24 protein-coding genes, 1 tRNA gene and 1 pseudogene are annotated in these 26,303 nt (G+C 66.2%); 19 read left to right on the top strand and 7 right to left on the bottom strand.

The features are described 5' to 3' along the window. Positions 1-22: 22 nt before the first annotated feature. A complete protein-coding gene (locus tag AC3D24_RS20450) occupies positions 23-178 on the bottom strand; it encodes a hypothetical protein (RefSeq protein WP_489032925.1) in 156 nt (51 codons plus the stop codon). A 180-nt stretch (positions 179-358) separates the two neighbouring features. On the opposite strand from AC3D24_RS20450, the gene AC3D24_RS20445 reads away from it, so the two are divergent. The 5 genes and pseudogenes from AC3D24_RS20445 to AC3D24_RS20425 all read left to right on the top strand — a co-directional run bounded on the left by AC3D24_RS20445 (position 359) and on the right by AC3D24_RS20425 (position 3,726). Continuing rightward, on the top strand, positions 359-1,732 hold the full coding sequence (locus AC3D24_RS20445; protein WP_489032924.1) for a class II 3-deoxy-7-phosphoheptulonate synthase: 1,374 nt from the start codon (positions 359-361) through the stop codon (positions 1,730-1,732). 83 nt (positions 1,733-1,815) lie between these two features. Further along, positions 1,816-1,890, top strand: a tRNA-Glu gene (locus tag AC3D24_RS20440). 94 nt (positions 1,891-1,984) lie between these two features. Beyond that, positions 1,985-2,167, top strand: a pseudogene (locus AC3D24_RS20435) (DUF6538 domain-containing protein); the annotation flags it as partial. 655 nt (positions 2,168-2,822) lie between these two features. Next, complete coding sequence (locus tag AC3D24_RS20430; RefSeq protein ID WP_489032922.1) at positions 2,823-3,416, top strand: DEAD/DEAH box helicase; 594 nt, start codon at positions 2,823-2,825, stop codon at positions 3,414-3,416. Positions 3,417-3,465: 49 nt separating this feature from the next. Beyond that, a complete protein-coding gene (locus AC3D24_RS20425) occupies positions 3,466-3,726 on the top strand; it encodes a hypothetical protein (RefSeq protein WP_489032921.1) in 261 nt (86 codons plus the stop codon). 51 nt (positions 3,727-3,777) lie between these two features. Here the strand turns inward: AC3D24_RS20425 and AC3D24_RS20420 are convergent, their stop codons facing one another. From AC3D24_RS20420 to AC3D24_RS20410, 3 genes are all read right to left on the bottom strand, one after another. Then, entirely contained in the window at positions 3,778-4,434 is a 657-nt protein-coding gene (locus AC3D24_RS20420) for an MFS transporter (protein WP_489033264.1), read from the bottom strand. 511 nt (positions 4,435-4,945) lie between these two features. Then, positions 4,946-5,482: a DUF2141 domain-containing protein gene (locus tag AC3D24_RS20415; protein ID WP_489032919.1), complete on the bottom strand. Its 537-nt coding sequence runs from the start codon at positions 5,480-5,482 to the stop codon at positions 4,946-4,948. A 127-nt stretch (positions 5,483-5,609) separates the two neighbouring features. Continuing rightward, positions 5,610-6,278, bottom strand: coding sequence for an outer membrane protein (locus tag AC3D24_RS20410; RefSeq protein ID WP_175518276.1), 669 nt, complete (start codon positions 6,276-6,278; stop codon positions 5,610-5,612). Positions 6,279-6,642: 364 nt separating this feature from the next. Between AC3D24_RS20410 and AC3D24_RS20405 the strand changes: the two genes are divergently transcribed. The 5 genes from AC3D24_RS20405 to AC3D24_RS20385 all read left to right on the top strand — a co-directional run bounded on the left by AC3D24_RS20405 (position 6,643) and on the right by AC3D24_RS20385 (position 13,100). Then, a complete protein-coding gene (locus AC3D24_RS20405) occupies positions 6,643-7,866 on the top strand; it encodes an NAD(P)/FAD-dependent oxidoreductase (RefSeq protein WP_093400404.1) in 1,224 nt (407 codons plus the stop codon). Between the two features lie 139 nt (positions 7,867-8,005). Then, positions 8,006-8,980, top strand: a complete 975-nt coding sequence (locus AC3D24_RS20400; RefSeq protein ID WP_489032918.1) for a DUF3313 domain-containing protein — start codon at positions 8,006-8,008, stop codon at positions 8,978-8,980. A gap of 307 nt (positions 8,981-9,287) precedes the next feature. Then, positions 9,288-10,238, top strand: coding sequence for a FecR family protein (locus tag AC3D24_RS20395; RefSeq protein ID WP_489032916.1), 951 nt, complete (start codon positions 9,288-9,290; stop codon positions 10,236-10,238). Then, positions 10,225-12,612, top strand: a complete 2,388-nt coding sequence (locus AC3D24_RS20390; protein WP_489032914.1) for a TonB-dependent receptor — start codon at positions 10,225-10,227, stop codon at positions 12,610-12,612. The genes AC3D24_RS20395 and AC3D24_RS20390 overlap by 14 nt, the downstream gene beginning before the upstream one ends. Before the next feature lie 83 nt (positions 12,613-12,695). Beyond that, on the top strand, positions 12,696-13,100 hold the full coding sequence (locus AC3D24_RS20385; protein WP_489032913.1) for a hypothetical protein: 405 nt from the start codon (positions 12,696-12,698) through the stop codon (positions 13,098-13,100). A gap of 61 nt (positions 13,101-13,161) precedes the next feature. Here the strand turns inward: AC3D24_RS20385 and AC3D24_RS20380 are convergent, their stop codons facing one another. Next, entirely contained in the window at positions 13,162-13,803 is a 642-nt protein-coding gene (locus tag AC3D24_RS20380) for a TetR/AcrR family transcriptional regulator (RefSeq protein ID WP_489032912.1), read from the bottom strand. A 76-nt stretch (positions 13,804-13,879) separates the two neighbouring features. Here AC3D24_RS20380 and AC3D24_RS20375 point away from each other — a divergent pair, with 76 nt between their 5' ends. The 6 genes from AC3D24_RS20375 to AC3D24_RS20350 all read left to right on the top strand — a co-directional run bounded on the left by AC3D24_RS20375 (position 13,880) and on the right by AC3D24_RS20350 (position 20,091). After that, entirely contained in the window at positions 13,880-15,004 is a 1,125-nt protein-coding gene (locus AC3D24_RS20375; protein ID WP_489033261.1) for an acyl-CoA dehydrogenase family protein, read from the top strand. A gap of 19 nt (positions 15,005-15,023) precedes the next feature. Then, complete coding sequence (locus AC3D24_RS20370) at positions 15,024-16,214, top strand: acetyl-CoA C-acyltransferase (protein WP_489032911.1); 1,191 nt, start codon at positions 15,024-15,026, stop codon at positions 16,212-16,214. After that, a complete protein-coding gene (locus AC3D24_RS20365; protein WP_489032909.1) occupies positions 16,211-17,011 on the top strand; it encodes an enoyl-CoA hydratase/isomerase family protein in 801 nt (266 codons plus the stop codon). The genes AC3D24_RS20370 and AC3D24_RS20365 overlap by 4 nt, the downstream gene beginning before the upstream one ends. Then, positions 17,011-18,165 carry an acetyl-CoA C-acetyltransferase gene (locus AC3D24_RS20360; RefSeq protein ID WP_489032908.1) on the top strand — a complete coding sequence of 385 codons (1,155 nt, stop codon included), beginning with the start codon at positions 17,011-17,013 and terminating at the stop codon, positions 18,163-18,165. Before AC3D24_RS20365 ends, AC3D24_RS20360 begins: the two co-directional genes overlap by 1 nt. Then, the gene (locus AC3D24_RS20355; RefSeq protein ID WP_489032906.1) at positions 18,162-19,223 is read left to right on the top strand and encodes a CaiB/BaiF CoA transferase family protein; all 1,062 of its coding nucleotides are present in this window, start codon (positions 18,162-18,164) and stop codon (positions 19,221-19,223) included. The genes AC3D24_RS20360 and AC3D24_RS20355 overlap by 4 nt, the downstream gene beginning before the upstream one ends. Before the next feature lie 106 nt (positions 19,224-19,329). Further along, positions 19,330-20,091 (top strand): 2-oxo acid dehydrogenase subunit E2, encoded by a 762-nt coding sequence (locus tag AC3D24_RS20350; RefSeq protein ID WP_489032904.1) that lies wholly within the window; start codon positions 19,330-19,332, stop codon positions 20,089-20,091. Here AC3D24_RS20350 and AC3D24_RS20345 read toward each other — a convergent pair. Next, on the bottom strand, positions 20,074-21,699 hold the full coding sequence (locus AC3D24_RS20345) for a GMC family oxidoreductase (protein ID WP_489032902.1): 1,626 nt from the start codon (positions 21,697-21,699) through the stop codon (positions 20,074-20,076). The two genes, AC3D24_RS20350 and AC3D24_RS20345, sit on opposite strands and share 18 nt — an antisense overlap. Positions 21,700-21,729: 30 nt before the next feature. After that, on the bottom strand, positions 21,730-22,611 hold the full coding sequence (locus tag AC3D24_RS20340; RefSeq protein ID WP_489032900.1) for a LysR family transcriptional regulator: 882 nt from the start codon (positions 22,609-22,611) through the stop codon (positions 21,730-21,732). 97 nt (positions 22,612-22,708) lie between these two features. Here AC3D24_RS20340 and AC3D24_RS20335 point away from each other — a divergent pair, with 97 nt between their 5' ends. The 3 genes from AC3D24_RS20335 to AC3D24_RS20325 all read left to right on the top strand — a co-directional run bounded on the left by AC3D24_RS20335 (position 22,709) and on the right by AC3D24_RS20325 (position 26,302). Next, entirely contained in the window at positions 22,709-24,217 is a 1,509-nt protein-coding gene (locus AC3D24_RS20335) for a CoA-acylating methylmalonate-semialdehyde dehydrogenase (protein WP_489032899.1), read from the top strand. Positions 24,218-24,505: 288 nt separating this feature from the next. Next, positions 24,506-24,799 carry a hypothetical protein gene (locus AC3D24_RS20330; protein WP_489032898.1) on the top strand — a complete coding sequence of 98 codons (294 nt, stop codon included), beginning with the start codon at positions 24,506-24,508 and terminating at the stop codon, positions 24,797-24,799. A 9-nt stretch (positions 24,800-24,808) separates the two neighbouring features. Further along, complete coding sequence (locus AC3D24_RS20325) at positions 24,809-26,302, top strand: class I adenylate-forming enzyme family protein (protein WP_489032897.1); 1,494 nt, start codon at positions 24,809-24,811, stop codon at positions 26,300-26,302. Position 26,303 lies beyond the last annotated feature (1 nt).

Genomic DNA, 26,303 nt, shown 5'->3' with positions numbered 1-26,303 from the left:
GGCGGAATTCGTCAGACGGTATTCAGCGGACGGGGTTGGTCGCGCGACTGCGATTATAGCTCTTGATGCCGCGACGACGCAGCTTGTCCGCGCGGCGCCGACGCGACTGGATGATCAGGATCGGCAGGCCGATCGCAATGCCGGCGGCAATGATCGAGAACGCGATGATGAGGCGCATGGGCATATCCATTCCCCCTCTTTGGCAAAGGGACAGTCCGAACGCCATATTTTTTTAAAACGGGAATGAGTATATCCGCCTGTCGAAGCGGATCTGGCGCTACCCAAGCTTTACTTCGTTGCGCAAAAACGGGTTTTCGCGCATGGCCAGCCGCACAATTCATCAATCGGACGACATATCATGGCGGCGAACTGGGCCCCCGACAGCTGGACGCAACACGAAGCGCGGCAGCTCCCTACCTATCCCGACGCCGCAGCATTGACCGCGGCGACAGACCAGCTGGCCACGTTCCCGCCGCTCGTCTTTGCTGGCGAAGCGCGCAACCTAACGGCGTCGCTTGCCGAGGTTGCGGCCGGTCGCGCGTTCCTGCTCCAAGGTGGCGATTGCGCCGAGAGCTTTGCCGAGCATAGCGCCAACAACATCCGCGACACGTTCCGCGTCATCCTGCAGATGGCCGTCGTGCTGACGTTCGCGTCGAAGCTGCCGGTGGTGAAGCTCGGCCGAATGGCGGGTCAGTTCGCCAAGCCGCGCTCGACCAATACCGAGACGATCGACGGCGTCGAGCTGCCCTCGTACCGCGGCGACAACGTCAACGACATCGCCTTCACGGCCGATGCCCGCGCGCCCGATCCGCAGCGGATGATCCGCGCCTATTCGCAGTCGGCGGCGACGCTCAACCTGCTGCGCGCCTTTGCTCAGGGTGGCTATGCGAACCTGCACCAGGTCCACCGCTGGACGCACGACTTCATGGGCCGCAGCCCGTGGTCGAAGAAATATGCCGAGACCGCGGACCGGATCGGCGAGGCGCTCGAGTTCATGGCCGCGTGCGGTATCGATCCGGAGACCGTCCCGCAGCTCGCGCAGACGCATTTCTACACGAGCCACGAGGCGCTGCTGCTCCAGTATGAGCAGGCGCTGACCCGGCAGGATTCGCTGACCGGCGACTGGTACGACACCAGCGCGCATTTCCTGTGGATCGGCGATCGCACGCGGTTCGAAGGGTCGAGTCACGTCGAATACCTCCGCGGGATCGGTAACCCGATCGGCATCAAGTGCGGCCCGAGCCTCGAGCCGGACGCGCTGCTGCGGATGCTCGACACGCTCAACCCCGGCCGCATCCCCGGCCGAATGACGCTGATCACGCGCTATGGCTATGACAAGATCGAGGCGAACCTGCCCCGCCTCGTCCGCGCCGTCACGCGCGAAGGCCATCCGGTGGTGTGGAGCTGCGACCCGATGCATGGCAACGTCGTCAAGGCCGCCAACGGCTACAAGACGCGGCCGTTCGACCGCATCCTCGCCGAAGTCCGCGGGTTCTTCGCGGTCCACCGCGCGGAAGGCACGCACGCCGGCGGCATCCACGCCGAGATGACCGGGCAGAACGTGACGGAGTGCACCGGCGGCGCGGTCGACGTGACCGAGCAGTCGCTGGCCGATCGCTACCACACCCACTGCGACCCGCGGCTCAACGCCAGCCAGAGCCTCGAACTCGCCTTCCTGCTGGCCGAGATGCTCAACGAGGAAATGGCCGAGCGCAAGAAGGTCGCGGCTTAAGAAAAAGAAGCGGGCGTCCAGGAAAAATCGGCAATCGTCTTGACGACCGCCGCCGCCTTCCGTAGACGCCCGCTTCTGCTAACGGCCCCTTCGTCTAGCGGTTAGGACGACGCCCTCTCACGGCGTAAGCACGAGTTCGATTCTCGTAGGGGTCACCATTTCCGTATAAACTACGGAAATAGCCGGATTTACGTCATCTTTACCCGCCATGTGTACAGAACATGGGTACAGAACGACGTGAAAAAGAGCTCGATGGCCTCCCCCTTCGCAGACCCCCGCACCGGCCAACTCTACTTCAGACGCGCGGTCCCCGAAGCGCTCCGCGCCGCGTTCGGCGGCAAGGCCGTCGTGAAGGTGACGCTCGGAACCAAGGACCCCGCGCTCGCCAAGATCGGCTTCGCTCGCGAGAACGCCGCCTTCGAGACGACGCTCGCCGACGCCCGGCGCCGGATGGCCGAGGGCACGCTTATCCCCACCCCCGCAGCCCTGGTGCGGCGCTGGTGCGAGGCACCGGCGGTGGGTGGCGGCCTCAGCGGCGCGCAGCGGCTCGCGATGACCTTCATGGAGCTCGACGCCACCGCCGGCTCGCGACAGTCGAGCGACGTCGACGACATCTACCCTCCGGCCATCATGGGCCCCGCCTCCAACACCGACTGGGACCTCGTGCTGGGCGACAGGACGAGGTTCGAGAGGATCGTAGCCGAGTCCTACGGCGGCGACATCGAGCAGACGGGCACGAACTGGATCCGCCTGCGCTGGCATAACGCCGCGCGCGTGTGGCGCCGATGCCTCGACGGCCCGGCCGCCCGGCTGCGCGCCTTCGACCCGAGCGGAGAGCGCTTCTCGGACGACGAGATCGCCAAGGCGCTCCTCAACGTCGTGGATGACAAACGTAGCGGCGACGAGGAGGCCAACCGGTCGCGTCTGAGCCGTCATCGGCCGCGCGCGACGAATTCGCGCCTCCGGCCGAACCTGCGTCTCAAGGCACTCTTCCGTGAGTGGAAGGCGGGCAACGAGCCCCGCCCCCAAACGGCCGGTGAGTACGAAGCGGCAGTCGACGACTTCATCGACTTCGCGGGCGAGCCGCCGCATGCACCCCGCCGTCTGCGGCTTCATCTCCACCGCGGTCTACGAGGACCGGCTGCTTTCGGACGAGGCTGCGGGCAGGCAGGACCTGCGGACGGCGGACGGCGTCTCCCTCGTCGGCGCCGGCGTGCGTTCCGTGTCCCACCTCGGCCGTTCCCAGGTCAGTCCCGAGGAGATCGAGGCGATCAGGGCACACATCGCCAGGGTTGTCGGGTCGACCTACCGCTCACGCGACGGTGTCGAGCGCATGGTCGGCCACGGCGACATCCTAGTGGTCGCGCCCTACAACGCGCAGGTCAACGCGCTGCGCACCGCGCTTCCCGCCGCCGTCCGGGTCGGCACCGTCGACCGCTTTCAGGGCCAGGAGGCGCCGGTGTGCCTCGTCTCGATGACGACGTCGAGCGGCGAGGAACTGCCACGCGACATTGCCTTTCTGTTCTCGCTGAACCGGATCAATGTCGCGGTCTCGCGTGCGCAGGCCTCGGCGGTCGTGTTCGCGAGCCCGCTCCTCCTGGAGACCCCGTGCCGGACGGTGCCGGAGATGATGCTCGTCAACGCTTTGTGCATGCTCCGCGAACACGGGGGTGACAGCTTTTGACGCCCGCCCGTGCGAGTGATGGAGTTCTCAGGGAAATGGAGTCTGTGACATGGCCAATTGGGATATCAAGCTGAACCACATCGTCGACGTCGACGGGCAGCTGATCGGCATCGACGCGGAGGTGATCGACGCGAACTCCCTTCTCGCCCGCGCCAACCGCCCGACGGACCGCCAGCTCTGGCTCGTGCGCGCAGGCGAGCGGTTCGCCGTGCAGGCGCGCCAGCTGCTGCGGCTCTCGCGCGACGAGGTTCTGTTCTTCGAGACGGCGGATCCCCGCTTCGGCGAACAGGCACATCTGCTGGCCGCCTGATGGCGTCGGGTTGGGACTAGCTCCTCGGCTCGGCGTTCCCAGCCATCCGCCTTAATGTGGGTGGCCACCCGAGCGGTCCAGCATCGCGAACGCCACCGCAGCCGATCCGGCGGCCAGACCAGCGCCGATGAACGCGGCGACATGGAAAGCGGACACCATTTCGCCGCCGGAACGTGCCATCACGGTGCCGGCGAGTGCCGTCGCGATCAGGCTACCGGTGCGCGAGATCCCGCTGTTGAACCCGGAGGCGGGTCCGGTGTGCTCGCTGTCGACCGAGGATAGGACCGCGGTAGTAAGCGGCGCCACTGCGCCGGACATGCCTAGTGCGATCACCACCATCCCCGGGAACGCAGACACCCAGTAGCTAGCGCGGGGATCCAGGAAGCCCAGAATAGCGAAGCCCACACCGGTGGTCAGCGCGCCCAAGGCGAGCGGCATGCCGGGGCCGATGCGTTCGGCGAGTCGCCCCATGTACCGCGAGCTGGACCCGACGATGAACGGAAAAGGCAGCAGGACGAGCCCCGCCTGGAGCGGCGTGTACCCTCCCGCGGTCATCAGGCGCCGAGCCGGGCGACCATCCCGGCAACCCGGTGCTGGGCGCAGTGGCGACGTCATGATGAACCAGGGCATAGGGACGCTCAACAGGCTGGTCGAGCAGGATGACAGTCCGTCCCAGCTCTGGCATCGCGGTCGCGAGCCAGTCTGCATCGTCACGACGGGACCTGGAGCGTTGACCCCGCCCCGCGAAATCTCCACAGACCCCATCATGAAATCGGAGGAGGAGCCGTCCGATGTGTACAGTGGATGGGTACAGAGACCATCCGGCGGGATACCAGAAATTGGCGGTTTTGCGCCATTTCCTGGGTATCATGTCCCCTCTCGTGGGGGTCGCCATTCCCTATCGAAGTTTGGAAACAAACGGATTTAAGCCGTCTGAAAGACAACCCGACGGATCTGCAACTGAGTTGGATGCGCCTTCAACGTCTTCCACTCTTGGACAGTATCGGTGACGATAGCGCGATAAGAATGATAGTTCCGATGAGCAAAAGGATGATCGCGATCAGGTCATCGCCGAGAACATCCGCGAGCCAGCGTTCAACCGCGATTAAGATTGCCCCCAGGACGACGCACACGCACGCCATGCCGGCGATCGTCCTCCGAGGTGACTTTATCCATGCCGCGATCACCCGGCTCGGGTCGGTGGCGATGGGGCCCCGCATCACTGTGGCTCCGGTCGGAAGCCCGCAAGGCCGTGCAGATATTGCATCCGCATCTTAACCGTCGTGATCTGATCAGGTACGAGGACCACGGCCTGCTCGAAATTGGGCCGGCGGCGACCGATCCGGTCGAGGCCCGGCAGGCCGACGCCGTCGTTGCTGATATTGAACTTGGGAGCGCCGTCGCGCTTGTGGATTACGACGACCGCATAGCGTCCCGGGCTAGGCGCCGGTACGCATAGGCTGACGACGCCGCTGGACGGAACCGTGGTGACGACCCGGCGAAACACCTTGCCCGCCTTGAGTAGTTCCCGATCGCCCTTGAGGAAATCTTCTGCATTCGCCGGGTAGAGTTCGAGCTTCAACCGCCCGCTCCGATCTTTCAGGCCCGAGACGTTGATCCGGACTCCCGGCGCTGACTGCGAACAGTCATCCCGGAGCGCGACCACCGGAACCGTTCCGATCGCGTGCGCTTCCGGGGAGGACGGAGCCGGTGCGGAAAGGGCCGCAGCGCTCACAATCAAGGCTGTGATCAGCATGGGAATCAGTCCTGCTTGACTGCGCGGGTGAAGGTGCGCGTATGCCCTTTGCCGATGACGCTTTTTCGCCATCGGCAAGGAACAAGGGGTCAGCGCCGTGGAGACGACACCTCGAAAAAGACGGTGCTCAGAAGATGTGGCGTATACCGAGCGTGCCCGAGATGTTGCGCAACTTTGGTTCGTAGCTGGTCGCGACGCCTGCATCTTGGCCTTCGAACGTGAGCTTGCTGGTCTGCGAATAGCGGCCACCGATTTCGAGCGTCGTCTTGGGCGCGACGTTGATGCCGAGGCCGGCATCGGCGTGCCACGTCATGCCCCAGTCCTTGCCCGCATAGCTGCTGCTCGCGCCGCTGGTGCCGACCCGCGACAGGTTCGCATCTACCCGGGATGCGCCGATGCCACCGCCGACATACGGCACGAACATCGTGTGCAGCGGGATATCGACATAGCCGGAGACGCTGACGTTGTACGAACGGGTGCGACCCGATGCCGGCAGGTTGTCCGTGCCGACGTCCTTCACGTTGAGGCTGTTGCTGTTGTAGCCGATCGTCTGTTCGACGCGGAACATGCCGAAGTCGTAGCCGCCGCCGATCTCGCCCGTCAGGCCGGTCTTGTACTTGGTCTTATCATCGAACTGCGACGGCAGGTTGTCGACATCGAATTTCTGCTCGGAATTAACCGAGGCCCCTGCGCGGGCGACGCCGTAGATGCCACGGACGGGCTCGTCCTGCGCATAGGCGGCGGTAGCGAGAGTAGCGGCGGCGAACGCGAGGCCGGCGAGAACGATACGGGTCATCAAAATTGCCTTTCGAGGAAGATGCCTGCCTTTCCGGCGGCTTCGACCCTGCAATTGGCAGCGGCTGATGAAGGCCGGTTGTGGAGATGGTGGAGGTTCGATGGAGCCGCCCGCGGTCCCGCAAAAGAGACCCGGGCATCGCAGCCGCGGCTTATCGGTAGCGATCGGGCGCTGGAGCGTACTTCGGGCCTTCCCGCGATTGAGATGCGCACGCTTCAACTCTAGGTGGGGCGGCAGACCGGATCGACGCAGCATGGCCGAACGACCGATGCTGCGTACCGACACACCCAGGCGAGGTATTCGAATGAACGACCTGTCACAGCGTGAAACCCAGTCGGCCGACGCGATTTCAGCAGACGGACGGATGCTGTCCGCCGATGTCGTGATCGTCGGTGGCGGACACGGCGGCGCGGCCTGCGCGATCGCTTTACGGAAAACCGGTTTCGCCGGGTCGATCCTGATCGTCGGCCGGGAGCACGAACTTCCCTACGAACGCCCCCCCCTCTCGAAGGAATATCTTTTGGGCGAGAAGGTCTTCACGCGAATCCTGATCCGGCCAGAGAGTTTCTGGGTCGATCAGCGGATCGATTTCCGTCTCGGCTCACGCATCGTCTCGGTCGATCCGGCCGAGCATCGCGTCCAGACCGAGGACGGCACGACGATCGGTTACGATCGGCTGATATGGGCCACCGGTGGAACGCCGCGCAGGTTGAGTTGTGCCGGACATCATCTGAAGGGCGTGCATACCGTCCGCGACCGGGCCGATGCCGACCGGATGATCGACGAGCTGCCGGACGTGCGGACGGCAGTCGTGATCGGCGGCGGCTACATCGGGCTCGAAGCCGCTGCCGTGCTGACCAAGTTCGGCAAGTCGGTGGTGCTGTTGGAGGCGCTCGACCGCGTGCTTGCGCGCGTGGCCGGCGAGGACCTGTCCCGGTTCTTCGAGGCTGAGCACCGCGCGCACAGTGTCGACGTCAGGCTGGGACAGGTGGTCGACTGCATCTTGGGCGACGACCGCGTGACCGGCGTGCGACTGGCGGACGGCACGGTGATCGATGCGGACATGGTCATCGTCGGCATCGGCATCATCCCCGAGGTCGCGCCGTTGATGGAGGCCGGTGCGGATGGCGGCAACGGCGTCGCGGTCGATACGGCATGCCGCACCAGCCTGCCCGACATCTATGCGATCGGCGACTGTGCGCTCCACGCCAACCGCTACGCCGACGGTACCCCGATCCGCGTCGAATCGGTGCAGAACGCCAACGACCAGGCGACCGTGGTTGCAAAGGGCATCGCCGGCCAGATCGCGGACTATGATGCGATCCCGTGGTTCTGGTCGAACCAGTACGACCTGAAGCTTCAGACTGTCGGCCTGTCTACCGGCTACGACGCGACGGTGTTGCGCGGCGATCCGGCGACGCGCAGATTCTCCGTGGTGTACCTGCGTGCCGGCCACGTGATCGCGCTCGACTGTGTCGGTACGGTCAAGGATTACGTCCAGGGGCGCAAGCTGGTCGAGAGCGCCGCAGTGATCGCGCCGGAGATGCTGGCGGATACCGACGTGGCGCTCAAGGACATGGTTGGCTGACCAAATCGAGGACAAGATTTCGCGCTTGCCCACCCCCTTCATCATATCTCCATCGAACCCGCCCTATCCGTTCATCGCACTCGACCATCTCTCCGTCGGACGCCGAGCAACTCGGCTCCCTCGTCTGCTGAGAGACCCCATGATGAACATATTCGCACCGATCGCGTCCCCGCTGATAGATGGCCTGAACAAGCCGTTCGGCTTTTTTGCTTCGCGGCTGCGCCCGTCGCAAAGCTTCATGGCGCCGTGCCTGATGGGGTTCACCGTAACCTGCCTGTTGCTGTCCGGTTGTGCGGGCACCAAGCCACTCGCCTATTCCGGGATCGCTTCCGCACCGCATATGCGCTCCGACGCCGGATCCGATCGGCTTCCCTATACCTACACCACGCCGGTCAACTGGCGCGACTATAGCCGCATCCTGATCGAGCCGGTGGTCGTGTATCACGGGCCGGATGCACAGTTCGGCAAGATTCCGGAGCAAGGCAAGGTCGCGCTCGCGAGCTACATGCAAGAACAGTTCACCGAAAAACTGTCGCCGCCGTTCGAGCTGACCGAGACCGCCAAGCCGCGCACGCTGCGTCTGCGCCTGACGCTGACCGGCGCAAAGCCGACGATGCCGGTGGCGGGCAGCTTTTCGCGGATCGACATCGCGGGCGGTCCCTACAACATGGTTCAGGCGATCCGCGGCAAGGAAGGATCGCTGACCGGATCGGTATTCTACGCTGTGGAAATCTACGATGCGTCGACCAACCGGCTGCTTGCCGCGCACATCGTCAAGCAATACCCGGCCGCCCTCAATATGAAGGCGACGTTCGGGGCGCTGACGGCTGCAAAGACCGGCATTCGCAAGGGCGCAGAGGAACTGGCCAAGGAATTGAACGGTCAAGCGCCGAGTCAGGCCTTTGCAAGCGGGAGCGCGGATGCCGCCGAAATCGACGATGCACCCGAGGCGATCTACGATCCGCAATCGCGCCCCCAGCCCGGGCGTAAGCCCTGGCGTGGCGCGCGTGAGGCGGCGGCCGATCCTTCCGACGTCGATGGCGAGCAGCCGACGGTCTATCCGATCTGCAAGAAAGGCGAATATGATCACTGTCGTCAACGCGGCGGCAAATGATTCGCCGCGGCGCTTTAGTCCGCCCGGATGTGTCGCGGGGGCTCTGCAAAAGCCCGAAATCGCATATTAATTTAATCCGCCGCCCGGCCTCCATCATATCTCCATCGAACCGGCGGTACATCTCGATCCGTCCCTTACATCACGGGGAATCGCGACCGCATCTGCAAGATCGGTCTTTTCCGAAGGCTATGATGACGTACCTGTATCCCCGTTCTGTCTCCGTTCGTTACGGCAACCATCGCGCGCCGCGCCGATGGGCGTCGTGCCGCGTAGCCGGAACCGGGATCTGCCACGCTGCACCACCATCATGAGCGTCAGCACGATGGACGATATTGCGACGCAGGCGCTGCTCTGGCGACTGCGCCTTCGCTATCCGGACGCGGAGTCACAGCGGGCGTTCGAGGCGTGGCTTGGCGAGGATGTCCGTCACGCAGCCGCCTATGACGCCAGCTCAACGCGCGCGCCTGCCATAGACCTGCAACAGATGGCGGCGAACGACGACACGCGAGGTAGTATCGGATCGGGTCGTCGAACCGGGATGCTGTGGGGCGGCGGACTCATCACCGCAACCGCAGCAGCCCTCGCGCTCCTCTTCGTCGTGCCGCAGTTTCGCGCCGCGCCCTACGAGGTCGCGACCGGACCGGGCGGACAACGCGTCGTCGCGCTCGATGCCGGGACGCGGATCACGCTGGCCGGCGACTCGCGGATGCGCTTCGATCGCCACGACGCACGCACCGCGACTCTGCTCGCCGGACAGGCGCTGTTCCAGGTCCGCCACGACGCCGCCCACCCGTTCGCGGTCGAGGTGGCGGGGCGGGTCATTCAGGATGTCGGCACGGTATTCGACGTAAGCAGCACCGACGGCGACGTCCGCGTCGCCGTCGCAGAAGGGTCGGTAATCTACAATCCCGACCGCGAGGCCGTGACGCTGAAGCCCGGCGAAGGCGTCGTCGATGCAGCATCCTCGACGACGCTTCACCTCATCAGCGCGCCCGCCGCATCGGTCGGCGGCTGGCGTAACGGGCAGTTCGTCTATGCCGGCGATCCCCTGGCGACGGTGGCAGCCGATCTTGGCCGCGCGCTAGGCGTCAAGATCACGGTCGCACCGGAAATCGCCGCACGCCCATTCTCGGGAGCGATCACGCTAGACGGCAAGGATCCCGGCCAGTTGCTTCGCCTGACACCGGCGCTCGACGCCACGATCCGCCAAACGTCCGGGGGCTGGACGATCTCTGCCGACGGTCGTGCGTCTAAGTAACAACGTCGCGGTCGCGGTCGTGTCTGGTGTCGGTCTGAGCTTCGCCTCGATCGCCGCCGGCGGTACCGCGCAGGCTGCATCTGCGCAGCGTTTCGAGGCGCCCGCTGGCAGCATCGGCCGGGTCGCATCGACGCTCGCAGTGCAGGGTCGGGTGACGATCACGGTAACCGATCCTAGCGTGGCTGCGCTGCGGTCGCCGGGTGTCAGCGGCAGTTTCACCATTAAGGAGGCGGTCACGCGCGCCCTGCGCGGCACGAACGCGACCGCGATATTCTATGACGCACGGACGATCGCGATCGTGCGCCGGACCAGTTCCGATCGGCCGAAACCGCGAAAGACGTTGCCTGAGAAACCTCTGCCGACCGTCGAGCCCGACCATGACGACATCGTCGTGATGGCGAGCAAGCAGCGTTCGACGCTCGATCGGTTTCCGGGCTCGGTCAAGCTGATCGAACTGGATCGCGGCTGGGTGGCGCGGCACGCCGCGGACGGCTCCGCGGCGCTGACCGACATGCTGCCCATTGTGGGCTCGACCAATCTGGGGCCGGCGCGCAACAAGCTGTTCATCCGCGGTATCGCCGACAGCAGCTTCAACGGTCCGAGCCAGGCGACAGTCGGGCAGTATCTCGGCGACGTCCGCCTCAACTACAATGCGCCCGATCCCAATCTCAATCTCTACGATCTCGAGCGGATCGAGGTGCTGGTCGGGCCGCAGGGTACGCTGTATGGCGCGAGTTCGCTTGGCGGCGTGATCCGGCTGGTGCCGAACGCGCCCGACGCGGACGCGGTGGCAGGTTCGGTGTCGGTCGGCGGATCGGCGACGCAGGACGGCGGCCTCGGCGGCGATTTCGCGGCAATGGTCAACGTGCCGGTCATCCCGGGCACGCTCGCGGTGCGCTTGGTCGGCTTCGTCACGCAAGGTGGCGGCTATATCGACTCGCCGGCGCGCGGTCGCCGGGATATCAACTCGACCTTCAGCGTCGGCCAGCGCCTCGTCGTGCGGTTCACGCCAAATTCCGGCTGGAACTTCGATGCCGGGCTGGTCATTCAGAACAGCAAGAACCGCGACGGCCAGTACACGCTGCGCGCCGATTCTCCGCTGACCCGCGACAATGGCTTCGCGCAGCCGTTCCACAATGATTACTACCTCACCCATTTTACCGCAGCCGGTCCGATTGGCGACCTCGAACTGCTGACCACGACATCGGTTGCCAGCCATCGACTCAGCTCGATATTCGATGCGACCGGCCCGGATGGAACAGCGACCCGAACCCGCTTGCGGGAAGACAATTATATTCTCCTGACGACGCATGAAACGAGGGTCACTGGCGGCACCTCGGCGGCACCCTGGGTTGCCGGATTTTCGAGCGTCTACAGCCTGAGCGCATTGCTGCGCACGTTCGGTCCGACCGACGTCAGGCCGGTGACGAACGGCGTGCTCAACGAACGGCTCGAAGCCGCAGTCTTCGGCCAGGTATCGCGGCCGCTGTTCCCGACCATCACCGGAACCGCCGGCGGACGCTTCACCCTCGCGCACAGTTCCGGATTGCCGGTCGACGAGACCGGGCTTGGTACCGACCGCGTGAGCCGCAACGCGCAGCGGTTTTCGACGACCCTGGCGCTGTCCTGGCAGCCGACATCGTCGTTCACCGGCTTCTTCCATTTCCAGCAGGGCTATCGCGCCGGTGGCCTCACGCTGTCGCCGACCGGCTCAACCCAGACCGCGCAGCGCTTCGCCTCCGACGATCTCAACATGAACGAGATCGGCTTTCGACTGGGCAAGGAGGGACACGATCGCTTTTCGTTGCGCGCAGCAGTGTTTGCCGCCGACTGGAACAATATCCAGGCGGATCTCGTCGACAGTGCAGGACTGCCCTACACCGCCAATATCGGTCGCGGGCGGATCTATGGCTTGGACACCGACCTTACATGGCGTCCGCACCCTGCGCTGACAATCACCGCCGCCGCCTTCATCAATGCCAGCGACGTCACGAAGCCGGCGCCCGGCTTTGGCGGCCCCGGCACCAACCCGTTTCCCAACATCGCCTCGAACGGCGAGCGTGTCTCGGTCGCCTGGCACAAGACGGTGGGTAACGATATCGAGGCCAGCGCTACTGGTTCGGTCCGCTATGTCGGGAAGTCGCGGCTTGGCATCGCCCCGCTGCTAGACCTTTCCCAGGGTGGCTATGCGGTGGGATCGCTGGGCGGACGACTGGATATCGGCCGGTACGGCATCGCCCTCGACGTCGACAACGTCGCCAACGTCAGCGCCAACAGTTTCGCATTCGGCAACCCGTTCGGAGTCGCCGACGGTAATCAGATCACACCCGTCCGCCCGCGCACGATCCGGCTGGGGATCGACGCGCAGTTCTGATCCCCCCTCCACGAAAGGTCCATCGAGCCGCGCTACGCCTCGACCCGAGGAAACGTCTCCTTGCTGATTTCGAGGGAATATTCATGCGATCCATGCTCATGCTCATGCTCGGCGTAATGGCCCCCGCCCTGCTCCTGTCCGCTCCGGCCGCTGCACAGGCTAATGCACAGGCTGGCGGCAAGTGGCGTGTATCCGGCAACATCAGCGGCAAGGCCTTCGTCGTCGATTGCGCGTTCAACGAGCGTGGTCCCAGACTGGGCGGTGTCTGCGTCGATGTCACGACCGGCGAAAGCAAGGCCAAGCCCGGCAAGAGCCACGCCCTGACGGCGGGCGAGGTCCGCGGCCGAGACGTCCGCTGGACCTATCAGACAAAGGTGATGTTCATGTCTATCGACATCGTCTTCACGGGCGAGCTCGACGGTACGCGGATGAACGGCACGGTCAGTGCGAAGGGCCGCGAAGGGACGTTCTCCGCGATCCGTTCCTGAGTTCGGCACGGTCGGGCGGCGATCCGGGCACTGTCCGGACGCCGTCCTGCCGTGCGAACCCTCACCGGCTTGGGCTGAGGCCCGAACACAGGAGTTCGACGATGTCGTGCGCCACCTGTTGCGCCGACATCGGCCCCTCGGGGCGAAACCACCGTGCGGGCCAGTTCAGCGCACCGGCCAGCGTGAACGCCGTCAGGCGGACGTCCTTGACCTGCGCCGAATCATCGGCAACTGCCTCTTCGATCATACCGCGCATCGTCGCATCGATTTCGGTCTTGAGCGCGCGGAACTGCGTGCGCGCACCCGGCGACAGGACTTCGTCCGGCGTGCGGATGACGCAACGACCGAAATCGTCCATCGTCACCTCGGCATATAAACGCAGGAACGCCTTCAACCGGTCAAGGCCGCTGCCACCGACCTGCTGCGAGCGTTCGGCCGCACCGCGAAGCTGGCCGAGCCCCATGCGGACGCACTCGAACAGCACCTGATCTTTGTTGCCGAGATAATTGTAGATCACCGGCTTGGTGACCCCGAGGCTCGCCGCCACGTCGTCGAGCGACGTGGCGTGAAACCCGCGCTCGTTGAACATTCCGACCGCCGCGCGAAGAAGCGCATCGCGCTTCTCGATGCGCAACGCCTCGCGCGATTCCAACGATTGGAAGGGTGACGATATCGCCGGTTGGATAGCGGAACGGGCAGGCATGCGCTCATATTGACACAGGGGCGGCATCGGGCGCAACTACTCACCAGTAACTATCATACCGGATCGTACGTCCATGATGCTCACCGACACCCAGACCGCAGTCAAGGACGCGATCCGCTCGTTCTCGCAGGAGCGTATCCGCCCGCACAGCGTCGCGTTCGAGGCGAACAAGGGCTTTCCGCCCGAGCTGTTCGTCGAGATGGCCGATCTCGGGCTGATGGGCATGACCGTACCCGAAGACGCTGGCGGTGGCGGCGCGGACTATGTGTCCTATGCGCTGGCGTTGATCGAGCTGGCGGCCGCGGACGGCGCGCTGTCGACAGTGGTCTCCATCCAGAACAGCTTGCTCGTGTCCGGTATCCTAAAATACGGCACCGATGCGCACCGTACGCGATTCCTGCCCGACCTGATCGGCGGGCGGATGATCGGCGCATTCGCGCTGACCGAGACCGATGCTGGCTCCGACGCTTCGGCGATGCGAACACGCGCGACGCGGGTCGAGGGCGGCTGGAAGCTTAACGGTTCCAAGCAATTCATCACCTCGGGCAAGATCGCTGGCGTGACGATGGTATTCGCGGTCACCGATCCGTCCGCGGGCAAGCGCGGCATTTCGGGGTTTCTTGTGCCGACCGACAGCCCCGGCTACAGCGTCGACAAGGTCGAGCACAAGCTGGGCCAGGCCGCGTCCGACACCGCCGCGATCCGGTTCGACGACCTGTTCCTCGACGAGTCGCTGCTGTTCGGCGAGGAGGGCGGCGGCTATCGCCTCGCGCTGTCGAACCTCGAGGCCGGTCGCATCGGTATCGCCGCGCAGTGCGTCGGCATGGCGCAGGCCGCGCTCGAGATCGCGATCGCCTATGCCAAGGATCGCAAGTCGATGGGGCAGGCGATCATCGAACACCAGGCGGTCGGCTTCCGCCTTGCCGATCTCGCGTCGAAGCTGGAGGCAAGTCGTCAGCTGGTGCTCCACGCCGCCGCACTGAAGGATGCCGGCCAGCCCTGCCTGACCGAAGCGTCGATGGCCAAGCTGTTCGCGTCGGAAGCGGCCGAGACGATCTGTTCGGGCGCGATCCAGACGCTCGGCGGGTACGGCTATCTCGAGGAATACGGGCTTGCGAAGATATATCGCGATGTCCGCGTCTGCCAGATTTACGAGGGTACGTCCGATATTCAGCGGATGGTCATCGCCCGCGCGCTCTAGACTCCACGAAGGAAGACCCATGTCCACCGATCCCGTCATCATCGCCAGCTATGCCCGCACGCCGATGGGTGGCTTCCAGGGGGCGTTGTCCGGCGTCACGGCGGTCGAGCTCGGCGCCACCGCGGTGCGCGCCGCGGTCGAGCGCGCGAAGGTCGATCCGGCGATCATCGACCGCATCTACATGGGCTGCGTGCTGCCCGCCGGGCTCGGCCAGGCGCCCGCGCGGCAGGCGGCACTTGGCGCCGGCCTGCCCAATTCGGTCGAGGCGACCACCGTCAACAAGATGTGTGGATCGGGCATGCAGGCGACGATCATGGCGACTGAGGCGCTGATGGCCGGCACCGTCGACGTCGTGATCGCCGGCGGCATGGAGAGCATGACCAACGCACCGTTCCTGCTCGCCAAGCATCGCTCGGGCGCGCGGATCGGCCATGACGTCGTCTCCGATTCGATGATGATGGACGGCCTCGAGGATGCCTATGAAAAGGGCAAGCCGATGGGTGCCTTCGCCGAGGATACCGCGGGCGAATACCAGTTCACGCGCGAGGACCAGGACGAGTTCGCGATCGAGAGCCTGACGCGCGCCAGCGCCGCGGTCACCGGCGGCGGCTTTACGGACGAGGTCGTACCGGTCACGGTCAAGACGCGCGGGGGCGACGTGATCGTCAGCGAGGACGAGCAGCCCGGCAAGGCCAAGCCCGAAAAGATCCCCGGCCTCCGCCCCGCCTTCGCCAAGGACGGCACGATCACGGCCGCCACCTCGGCGTCGATCTCCGATGGCGCGGCGGCACTGGTGCTGACGCGGGCGAGCGTTGCGGAGAAGTTCGGGCTGTCGCAGGAGGCACGGATCATCGCCACCGCCGCGCACGCGCACGCGCCGGCCTTGTTCACGACGGCACCGGTGTCCGCGATCCGCAAGGTCCTCGACCGCGCGGGCTGGAGCGTCGAGGACGTTGACCTGTTCGAGGTCAACGAGGCGTTCGCGACCGTCGCGATGATCGCGATGCGCGAACTCGGCATCCCGCGCGACAAGCTTAACGTCAATGGCGGCGCGACCGCGCTCGGTCATCCGATCGGCGCGAGCGGTGCGCGGATCATCGCCACGCTGGTCGCCGCGCTGAAACTGCGGGGCCTGAACAAGGGCGTCGCGGCGCTCTGCATCGGCGGCGGAGAAGCGACGGCGGTCGCGGTCGAATTGATCCACGCATGACCGGGCTCCGGGTCGAGCGCGACGGCGCGGTCATAACGCTGACGCTCGATCGCCCGGAGTCCGCCAACGCGATCGACATCCCCCTCGCACGCGCGCTGATGGAAGCCGCGATCGCCTGCGACGAGGATCCGGGCGTGCGCTGCGTCGTATTGACGGGCAACGGACGGTTCTTCTGTGCGGGCGGCGACATCGCCTCGTTCGGCGACGCGGGCGAACGCCTGCCGGCACAGCTGAAGGAGATCACCGCCTATCTCCATGCCGCCATTGCGCGGCTTGCGCGGATGGACAAGCCGCTGGTCAACGCGATCAACGGACCGGCTGCGGGTGCGGGGATCGGTCTCGCGTTGCTGGGCGATATCGCGCTCGCCGACCCGTCGGCGCATTTCACGCTCGCCTACACCGCGATCGGCATGTCGCCCGATGGCGGTACGAGCTGGCTGTTGCCACGCATGATCGGCTTGCGGCGCGCGCAGGAGCTCTGCCTGCGCAACACCCGCGTCAATGCCGACGAGGCCGCGGCGATCGGCATGGTCACGCGCGTCACGGCCGAGGGGATGTTGGCCAAGGAAGCGGTGGCGCTCGCGCAGGAATTGGCCGCGTCGGCGACGTCGGCGATCGGCGCGACCCGCCGGTTGCTGCTCGACGCGCAGGTCACGCCGTTCGAGGCGCATCTCGATGCCGAAGCGCGCAGCATCGCCGGACAGGCGCGCAAGCCAGAGGGGCGCGAAGGCATCGCCGCCTATCTCGGCAAGCGCAAACCCGATTTCCCCGGATCCGATTCCCCAGGAGCAGTCTGATGGCCCATGCCTATATCGTCGACGCGTTGCGGACCCCCGGCGGCCGTCGCAAGGGCGCGCTCGCGGGCGTCCACGCGGCCGATCTCGGCGCTATCGTGCTCGATGCGCTCGTGGGCCGGACCGGAATCGATCCGGCTGCGATCGAGGACGTGATCGTCGGCTGCGTCAGCCAGGCGGGCGAGCAGGCGTTCGCGTTCGGGCGCAACATGGTGCTCGCCTCGTCGCTGCCCGACAGCATCCCCGCGGTGACGATTGACCGCCAGTGCGGATCGTCGCAACAGGCGCTGCACTTTGCCGCGCAGGCAATCATGTCGGGCACGCAGGACGTCGTGATCGCCGCCGGCGCGGAGAGCATGACGCGCGTGCCGATGGGCTCGAACTTCCGCCTTCATGCAGAGGCGGGGATCGGCGAAGGCCCGTGGAGCAAGGCGATCCTCGACCGCTACGAGGTCGCGGAGTTCAGCCAGTTCACCGGCGCGCAGATGGTCGCGGACAAATACGGCCTCACGCGGGAGGCGATGGACGCGTACGCCTTGCAGAGCCATCAGCGCGCTGCTGCTGCGACGGCAAGTGGCGCATTCGCCGACGAGATCGTGCCCGTCGGCACGCATGCGCGCGACGAAGGCATCCGCGCGGACGCGACGCTGGAGGGCATCGGCAGCGTCAAGACGATCGCCGAGGGCGGTACGATCACCGCCGCCAATGCCAGCCAGATCACCGACGGCGCCTCCGCCACGCTGATCGTCAGCGAAGCCGCGCTCAAAACGTACGGCCTGACGCCGCTCGCGCGCATCCACACGCTGACGGTGTCCGCCGGCGATCCGGTCATCATGCTGGAGGAGCCGATCCCGGCAACCGCCAAGGCGCTCCAGCGCGCCGGGCTGTCGATCGACGATATCGACCTGTTCGAGGTCAACGAAGCCTTCGCCGCGATCCCGATGGCGTGGCTAAAGGCGACCGGCGTCGATCCGGCGCGGCTGAACGTCAACGGCGGCGCGATCGCGCTGGGCCACCCGCTGGGCGCGAGCGGTACGAAGCTGATGGCGACCCTGGTCCATGCGCTGAAGGCGCGCGGCGGGCGCTATGGCTTGCAGACGATGTGCGAGGGCGGCGGGATGGCGAACGTGACGATCGTCGAGATGCTGAACCGGTGACCGCGCTTGCTGGCCTCCGCGTCGTCGAATTCGCCAGCATCGGCCCCGGCCCGCATGCCGCGATGCTGCTCTCGGATATGGGCGCGGAGGTGCTGCGGATCGAGCGAGTCGGGGGCAATGGCTGGCCCAACCCGGTTATGGACCGCGGTCGTGCGCTGTTGCCGCTCGACATCCGTACGCCGGAAGGGCGCGAGCGGGCACTGGCGATCACCGACCATGCCCATGTCGTGATCGAAGGGCTGCGGCCGGGGGTGATGGAGCGGCTCGGACTCGGGCCGGAGACGATGCTCGAACGCAACCCACGCCTCGTCTACGGCCGGATGACCGGCTGGGGGCAGACCGGGCCGCTGGCGCAGGTCGCAGGTCACGACCTCAACTACATCGCGATCAGCGGCGCGCTCGCGGCGATCGGCAGTCCCGGTGCACCGCCCCCGCCCCCGCTCAACCTGATCGGCGATTTCGGCGGCGGATCGATGTTCCTGGTGACGGGGATACTCGCCGCGCTGCTCGAACGCGCGCGGTCTGGACGCGGGCAGGTGGTCGACGCGGCGATCGTCGATGGCGTCAACTCGATGATGGCGATGTTCGCGGGGCTGGTGCCCGCCGGTCACGTATCGATGGACCGCGACCACAACATGCTTGGCGGCGCCGCGCCCTTTTACCGCTGCTACACCTGCGCCGACGGCCGCTACGTCTCGGTCGGCGCGATCGAGCCGAAATTCTATGCCGAACTGCTCGACCGGCTCGGGCTCCCCCCCGCACTGGCCGCCGAACAGATGGTTGCGGCACGCTGGCCGGAAACCACGCACCTTTTCGCTTCGGTATTCGTGGCCAAATCGCGCGACGAATGGTGTGCGCTGCTGGAGGGGACCGACACCTGCTTTGCGCCGGTGCTCGAACTCGACGAGGTTCCCGCACATGCGCACATGGCGTACCGCGGCGGCATGGTCGACGGCGTCTGGCACGCCGCCCCCGCCCCGCGCCTGTCGCGGACGCCCGGGCGGGTTGCGCCGACCACGGACGGCGTCGCGCGGCTCGCGGACTGGGGTATCGGCTAAGCCGGCATCGCCCCGGCGCTAGCTTGGCGACGCCCGGTCACGCCCGGTCACGATGCACGATTCCTTGGTAGGCTGGCGCAACGCCATTGCACAGGAACGCGCATTCATGACCGACATGCTCACGCATCTTTCCGCGCTCGCCCCCTTTCCCGAGTTCGATTTCAGCGAGTTCGGCGAAACCGAGACGGTGGCGCTGTCGCGAATCCAGAAACTGACCGGCGCGCATCTCGGCCGCAACTGGGTCACGGTCCCGCATGTGACGCATCACGACGAGGTCGACGTGACGCAGGTCGAGGCCGATCGAAAGGCCTGGAACGACGCGCACCCGGAGGCGAAGCTGACCCCCGTCATCCTGCTCGTCCGCGCGCTGGCCCAAACCCTCGCGCAGTTCCCGACCTTCAACGCGTCGCTGAGCTCTGACGGCAAGTCGCTGGTGCTCAAGAAATACGTCAACATCGGCGTGGCGGTCGACACGCCGAAGGGGCTCGTCGTGCCGGTGCTGCGCGATGCGGCGACGCGGCCGATCGCCGATCTCGCCGCCGAACTCGTCCAATTGGCAGACAAGGCGAAGGCCAAGGGCCTGGCGATGGCCGACATGGCCGGCGGATCAATGACCGTATCGTCGCTCGGACATATCGGCGGGACCGCGTTCACGCCGCTCATCAACGTGCCCGAGGTCGCGATCCTCGGCGCGACCGCGATCCAGCTGCGGCCGTATCCCGACGGAGATGGTGCCATCGGCTGGCGCAAGATGTTGCCGCTGTCGCTCAGCTACGATCATCGCGTGATCAACGGCGCGGACGCGGCGCGGTTCGTCCGCGCGACCGGCGCGGCATTGCAGGCCGATGACCTAATCCCGGCGACCTGAGCGGGCATCCTCGAGGATCATCGCCGCGCCCTTTTCCGCGAGCATGATCGTCGGCGAATTGGTGTTGCCCGACACGATCCGCGGCATCGCCGAGGCGTCGACCACGCGCAATCCGGCGATCCCGCGCACCCGCAACCGCGCGTCGAGCACCGCCTGGGGATCGCTGTCGGGGCCCATCGCCGCGGTGCCGACCGGGTGGAAGATCGTCGTCCCGAGCGCTGCCGCGGCGGTTACTAACGCGGCATCGGTCTGCACGTCGGCACCCGGCCGAAATTCGACCGGACGAAAACGTGCGAGCGGCGGCTGCCCGACGATCCGCCGCGTCAGCTTGAGCGAATCGATCGCGACCCGGCGGTCCTCGTCGGTCGACAGATAGCCGGGCGCGATCAGCGGCGGCGCGTGCGGATCGGGGCTCGCGAGCCGTACGCTGCCGCGACTGCTCGGGCGCAGGTTGCAGACGCTGGCGGTGAATGCACCGAACCGGTGCATCCCGTCGCCCCATTTGTCGAGCGACAACGGCTGGAAATGAAACTGCAGATTAGCGGTCGCATAGGCACCTGACGAGCGCGCGAACATGCCGAGCTGCGATGGCGCCATGGTCAGCGGCCCGCGTTTGCGGACGACGTAATCGAGCCCCATGACCGCCCGCCTGAACAGGTTGGCGTAATCGGTGTTGAGCGTGCGGACCCCGCTCACCTGATAGACCGGGCGGATCTGAAGATGATCCTGGAGATTGCCGCCGACTCCGGGCAGCGGATGCAGCACCGGGACACCAGCCGCCGCCAATGCGGGAGGGTCGCCGATCCCCGAGAGTTGGAGGATTTTCGGCGTGCCGATCGCGCCCGCCGACAGGATGATCTCGCGCTCTGCCTTCACAGTCCACCGATCGTTGCCGCGCCGGAAGACGATGCCGGTCGCACGCGTGCCCTCCAGCACGATCCGCTCGACCTCGACGCCGGTTTCGAGCCGCAGGTTCGGCCTTTTCAACGCGGGCTTCAGGAATGCGCCCGCCGCGCTGACCCGCCGTCCGGCACGCTGGTTGATCTGGAAATAGGACGAGCCCGCATTGTCGCCGCGGTTGAAGTCGTCGATCGGCGCGATGCCGGCTTCGGCGCCCGCCGCGCGGATCGCGTCGAGGATGTCCCAGCGGACCCGCGGATGCTCGACCCGCCATTCGCCGCCTGCGCGGTGATGCACGCCGTCCGCTGCGATATGATCCTCATGCCGCAGGAAATACGGCAGCACGTCGTCCCATCCCCAGCCGGCCAGGCCCAGGTCACGCCATCCGTCGTAATCCGCCGCCTGGCCACGCATGTAGATCATCGCGTTGATCGACGACGACCCGCCGATCACCTTGCCGCGCGGATAGGCGAGACTGCGCCCGCCAAGGCCCGCTTCGGCTACCGTCTCGAACATCCAGTCGGCACAGGGGTTGCCGATCGCGAACAGATAGCCCGCGGGGACGTGAAACCAGATCCAGTCGTCCCTGCCGCCGGCTTCGAGCAGCAGCACGCGGTTCGCCGGGTCGGCGGACAAACGGTTGGCGAGCAGGCAGCCGGCCGACCCCGCGCCGACGATCACATAGTCGTACGTGCCGAAGTCCGTCATCGCGCCCCTCTCCTCTTTTATCGGCCCGTATCAGAAACTTCCCGCTTCCGCGCGGACCCGCTCGGCGACGAAATCGGCGACCGCGCGAATGCGGGGCACACGCGCGAGATCGGCGTGGAGCACCATCCAGTAGCTGCGGACGACTTCGACCGCGTCGGGCAGCACCCGCACTAGTCGCATGTGCGGACTGACCGCGAAACAGTGGAGCAAACCGAAACCGAGCCCCGACGCGACCGCCTCCATCTGTGCCGCCACCGAACTGGAGCGGAACACGCAGCGCTTTGCCAGCGAGCGATCGAGGTTTCGCAGTTCGGGCAGGTCGATCATCTCCTCGATATACGAAATGAACGGCTGCGAGCGCAGCGCCGCCAGTGTCTCGATCGGTCCGACACGTGCGAGCAGGTCTTCGGACGCGTACAGGCCGATCCGGTAATCGACGAGACGCGTCGCCTGCAACCGTCCCTGGTCGGGCCGGTGCAGGCTGATCGCGATGTCGGCCTCGCGCTTCGACAGGTTCACGGTGCGCGATTCGGGCGCGAGTTCGAGTTCGACCTGGGGATGCGCCGCGTTCAGCAGATGCGCACGCGGGGCGATGAAATAGGTGCCGAACGCTTCCGGCGTCGACAGTCGCACGACGCCCGAGACCGCGCCGTCCTGCCCCTCGATACGGCGCCCCGCGGCCAGCACCTCGTCCTCGATCCGTTCGGCATGCTCGATTAGGTCGAGCCCTGCCCTGGTCGGCTGGACCCCGCGTGGGGAGCGGTCGAACAGCCGCGTGCCGATCGTGCCTTCGAGCGCGGTCAGCCGACGCGCGAGCGTAGTGTGGTTCAGTCCGAGCGCGCGGCCGCTCGCGACGAAGCTGCCGCTCCGCGCGACGGCGAGGAAGATGCGCAGATCATCCCAATCCAGCATCTACAAAAACGCACAACCACTTCGCATCCCACCCGTATATCTGTGCATAATCGCAGATGCTATCCCATCCTCGTAATCAAAGGATGAGGATTCCCCGATGCGCACGATCCAGCACTTCATCGACGGCACAGCTTCGACCGCGACGCCCACCCGGCTCGGCGACGTCTACGATCCCGCGCTCGGCGAAGTGCAGGCGCGGGTCGCGCTCGGCGATGCCGCGCTGCTCGACGAGGCGGTCGCGAACGCCAAGGCGGCACAGCCGGCCTGGGCCGCGACCAACCCGCAGCGCCGCGCCCGCGTCATGTTCCGGTTCAAGGAACTGATCGAGACGCACATGGACGAGCTCGCCGAACTCCTCTCGCGCGAGCACGGCAAGGTGATCGCCGATTCGAAGGGCGACATCCAGCGCGGGCTCGAAGTGGTAGAGTTCGTCTGCGGCATCCCGCATCTGCTCAAGGGCGAGTACACCGAAGGCGCCGGCCCCGGCATCGACGTCTATTCGATGCGCCAGCCGATCGGCATCGCCGCCGGCATCACGCCGTTCAACTTCCCGGCGATGATCCCCCTGTGGATGTGCGCGCCCGCGATCGCCTGCGGCAATGCGTTCATCATCAAGCCGTCCGAGCGCGATCCGTCGGTGCCGGTACGCCTCGCCGAACTGGCGATCGAGGCGGGCCTGCCCAAGGGTATCCTGAACGTCGTCCACGGCGACAAGGAGATGGTCGACGCGATCCTCGACCATGCCGACATCAAGGCGATCAGCTTCGTCGGTTCGTCCGACATCGCGCAATATGTCTACGGCCGCGGCGCCGCGAACCGCAAGCGCGTGCAGTGCATGGGCGGCGCGAAGAACCACGGCATCATCCTGCCCGACGCCGACATGGACCAGGCGGTCGCCGACATCATCGGCGCTGCGTACGGCTCAGCGGGTGAGCGCTGCATGGCGCTGCCGGTGGTGGTGCCGGTCGGCGAGGAGACCGCGGAACGCCTGCGCGGGAAACTGATCGCGGCGATTGCCGACCTGCGCGTTGGCGTGCCGACCGACCCGGATGCACATTACGGCCCGGTGATCGGCGCGGCGCACAAGGCGCGGGTCGAGGCCTATATCCAGATGGCGATCGACGAAGGTGCCGAGCTGGTGGTCGACGGGCGCGGGCTGACGTTGCAGGGCTATGAGAACGGCTATTTCATGGGACCGACGCTGCTCGACCGCGTGACGCCCGAGATGCAAAGCTATCAGGAGGAGATCTTCGGGCCGGTGCTGCAGATCATGCGCGCCAGGACATTCGAGGAGGCGGTATCGTATCCGACCAACCATCAATACGGCAACGGCGTCGCGATCTTCACGCGCAACGGCGACTTCGCCCGCAAGTTCGCGAGCAGCGTCGAGATCGGCATGGTCGGCATCAACGTGCCGATCCCGGTGCCGGTCGCGTATCACAGCTTCGGCGGGTGGAAGCGCTCGGGCTTCGGCGATCTCGACCAGTACGGCATGGACGGCATCCGCTTCTACACGCGCACCAAGAAGGTGACGCAGCGCTGGCCGGCGGGCAATTCCGAGGGTTCGGTGGTGGACCAGAGCTTCGTCATCCCGACGATGGGGTAAGAGGCGGCAGCGCTGTCAACCTGCACCACCCCGGCGCGGGCCGGGATGGTGTCCCTGGTTAGGCGCCTTAAAACAAGTTTTGTTTCCCCGCGAAGGCGGGGACCCAGACTGGGCTCCCGCCGTCGCAGGAGGACAAGAAGGCGGGAGATGGTCCCATTACTTCTCCTCCCGCCACGCATCCCGCAATCTCATCGTCGGCACGATGCCGGGAGGGTTGACGCTCCGACCCCCGCCCCCTCTACAATCGGGAAAGCGAGCGAACAGGCACGCGGTACATTCGAGGACGCCATGAAGCCCGGAACGAAGCTCAAATCCGTCGTCTGCGACACCGAAGTCATGGTTATCCGCGGCGGTAGCGACGGCGTGGTGGCGTGCGGCGGCGCGCCGATGGCGGACGAGCGACCCGCGGAGCGCGGCGCGATCGATCCCGCGTTCTCCGAGGGTACGCGGATGGGCAAGCGCTATGTCGATGCAAGCGGCACGGTCGAGCTGCTGTGCGTCAAGCAGGGCGCGGGATCGCTGTCTCTGGACGGCGTCGCGCTCGGCACCAAAGATGCCAAACCCCTGCCCGCGTCCGACTGACGCCTGACCATGAACATCTCGCTTTTTCTCCAGATGGCGGCGGATACCGACCCGGACCGGATCGCGTTGGTCTGCGACGGCCGACGCTGGTCCTACGGTGCGCTCTACCGCGCCGCGCAAGGTGCCGCGCGGAGCATTCGTGCCAGCAACGCGACCCATGTAGCGCTGCTCGACGAAAGCAGCGAGGCTTCGGTGATCGCGCTGTTCGGTGCGGCGATCGCAGGGATACCGTACGTGCCACTCAACTACCGGCTTGCGGATGCCGACCTTGACGCGCTGCTCGCCCGGATCACGCCCGCATATGTCATCGGAGACGTCGAGCGGGTCGGCAAACTGAGCGCGGAGGTTGGCCATAGCGCATGGTCGCGCGCCGATTTCGTCCGCGAGGCCGAAGCGCACGCGGATGGCCCCGAGCTTGACGAAACCGACGAGACGATCGCGATCCAGCTGTTCACCAGCGGCACCACCGCGGCACCGAAGGCTGCGGTGCTGCGCCATTCGAACCTGCTGTCGTATATCCTAGGCACGGTCGAGTTCGGGTCGGCACCCGAGGACGACGCCGCGCTGGTCTGCGTGCCGCCCTATCATATCGCGGGAATCGCGGCGGTGCTCAGCTCGGTCTACGCGATGCGGCGCATCCTGATGCTGCCCGCGTTCGACCCCGACGCATGGCTGGCACTGGTCGCGGCCGAGCGTGCAACCAATGCCTTCGTCGTACCGACGATGCTGTCGCGCATCGTGACCGCGATGGATGCGAAAGCGCACGGCGACATCGCGTCGTTGCGCGCGATCGCCTATGGCGGCGGTCGCATGCCGGCCGAACTGATCGACCGCGCGCTAGACCTGTTTCCGGATACCGGCTTCACCAACGCCTATGGCCTGACCGAGACGAGCTCGACGGTCGCGTTGCTCGGCCCCGAGGACCACCGCGCCGCGCACCGGGCCGCAGATCCCGAAATCCGCGCGCGGCTGTCGTCGGTCGGTCGGCCGTTGCCGACGATCGAACTCGAGATCCGCGACGAAGACGGCAAGATGCTTCCCGCCGGCGAACGCGGCGAGATCTACGTCCGCGGCGACCAAGTTTCGGGCGAATACAAGGAACGCAGCGCGCTGGACGCGGAAGGCTGGTTCCCGACGCGCGACGCCGGATGGATCGATGCCGACGGCTATCTTTTCCTCGCTGGCCGCGCGGACGACGTGATCGTGCGCGGCGGCGAGAATATCTCGCCGGGCGAGATCGAGGACGTGCTGCTGACCCACGCCGCGATCGCCGACGCCGCGGCCGTCGCGGTCGCGTCGGCGGAATGGGGCGAGGCGGTCGGCCTCGCGCTTGCCTGCCGGCCCGAGCATGCTCGCCCGGACGAGGCGGAGTTGCGTACGCTGATCCGGGACCGGTTGCGCTCTTCGCGCGTCCCGGAGCGGATCGTGTTCGTCGACACGCTCCCCTATAACGAGATGGGCAAGTTGCTCCGACGCGAGGTCCGCAAGCTGTTCGAGGGCTGAC

It is taken from the genome of Sphingomonas sp. SL1004 (assembly GCF_057815015.1).
The sequence above is the reverse complement of the archived record's forward strand: the minus strand, read 5'-3'. Positions and strand labels throughout refer to the sequence as shown.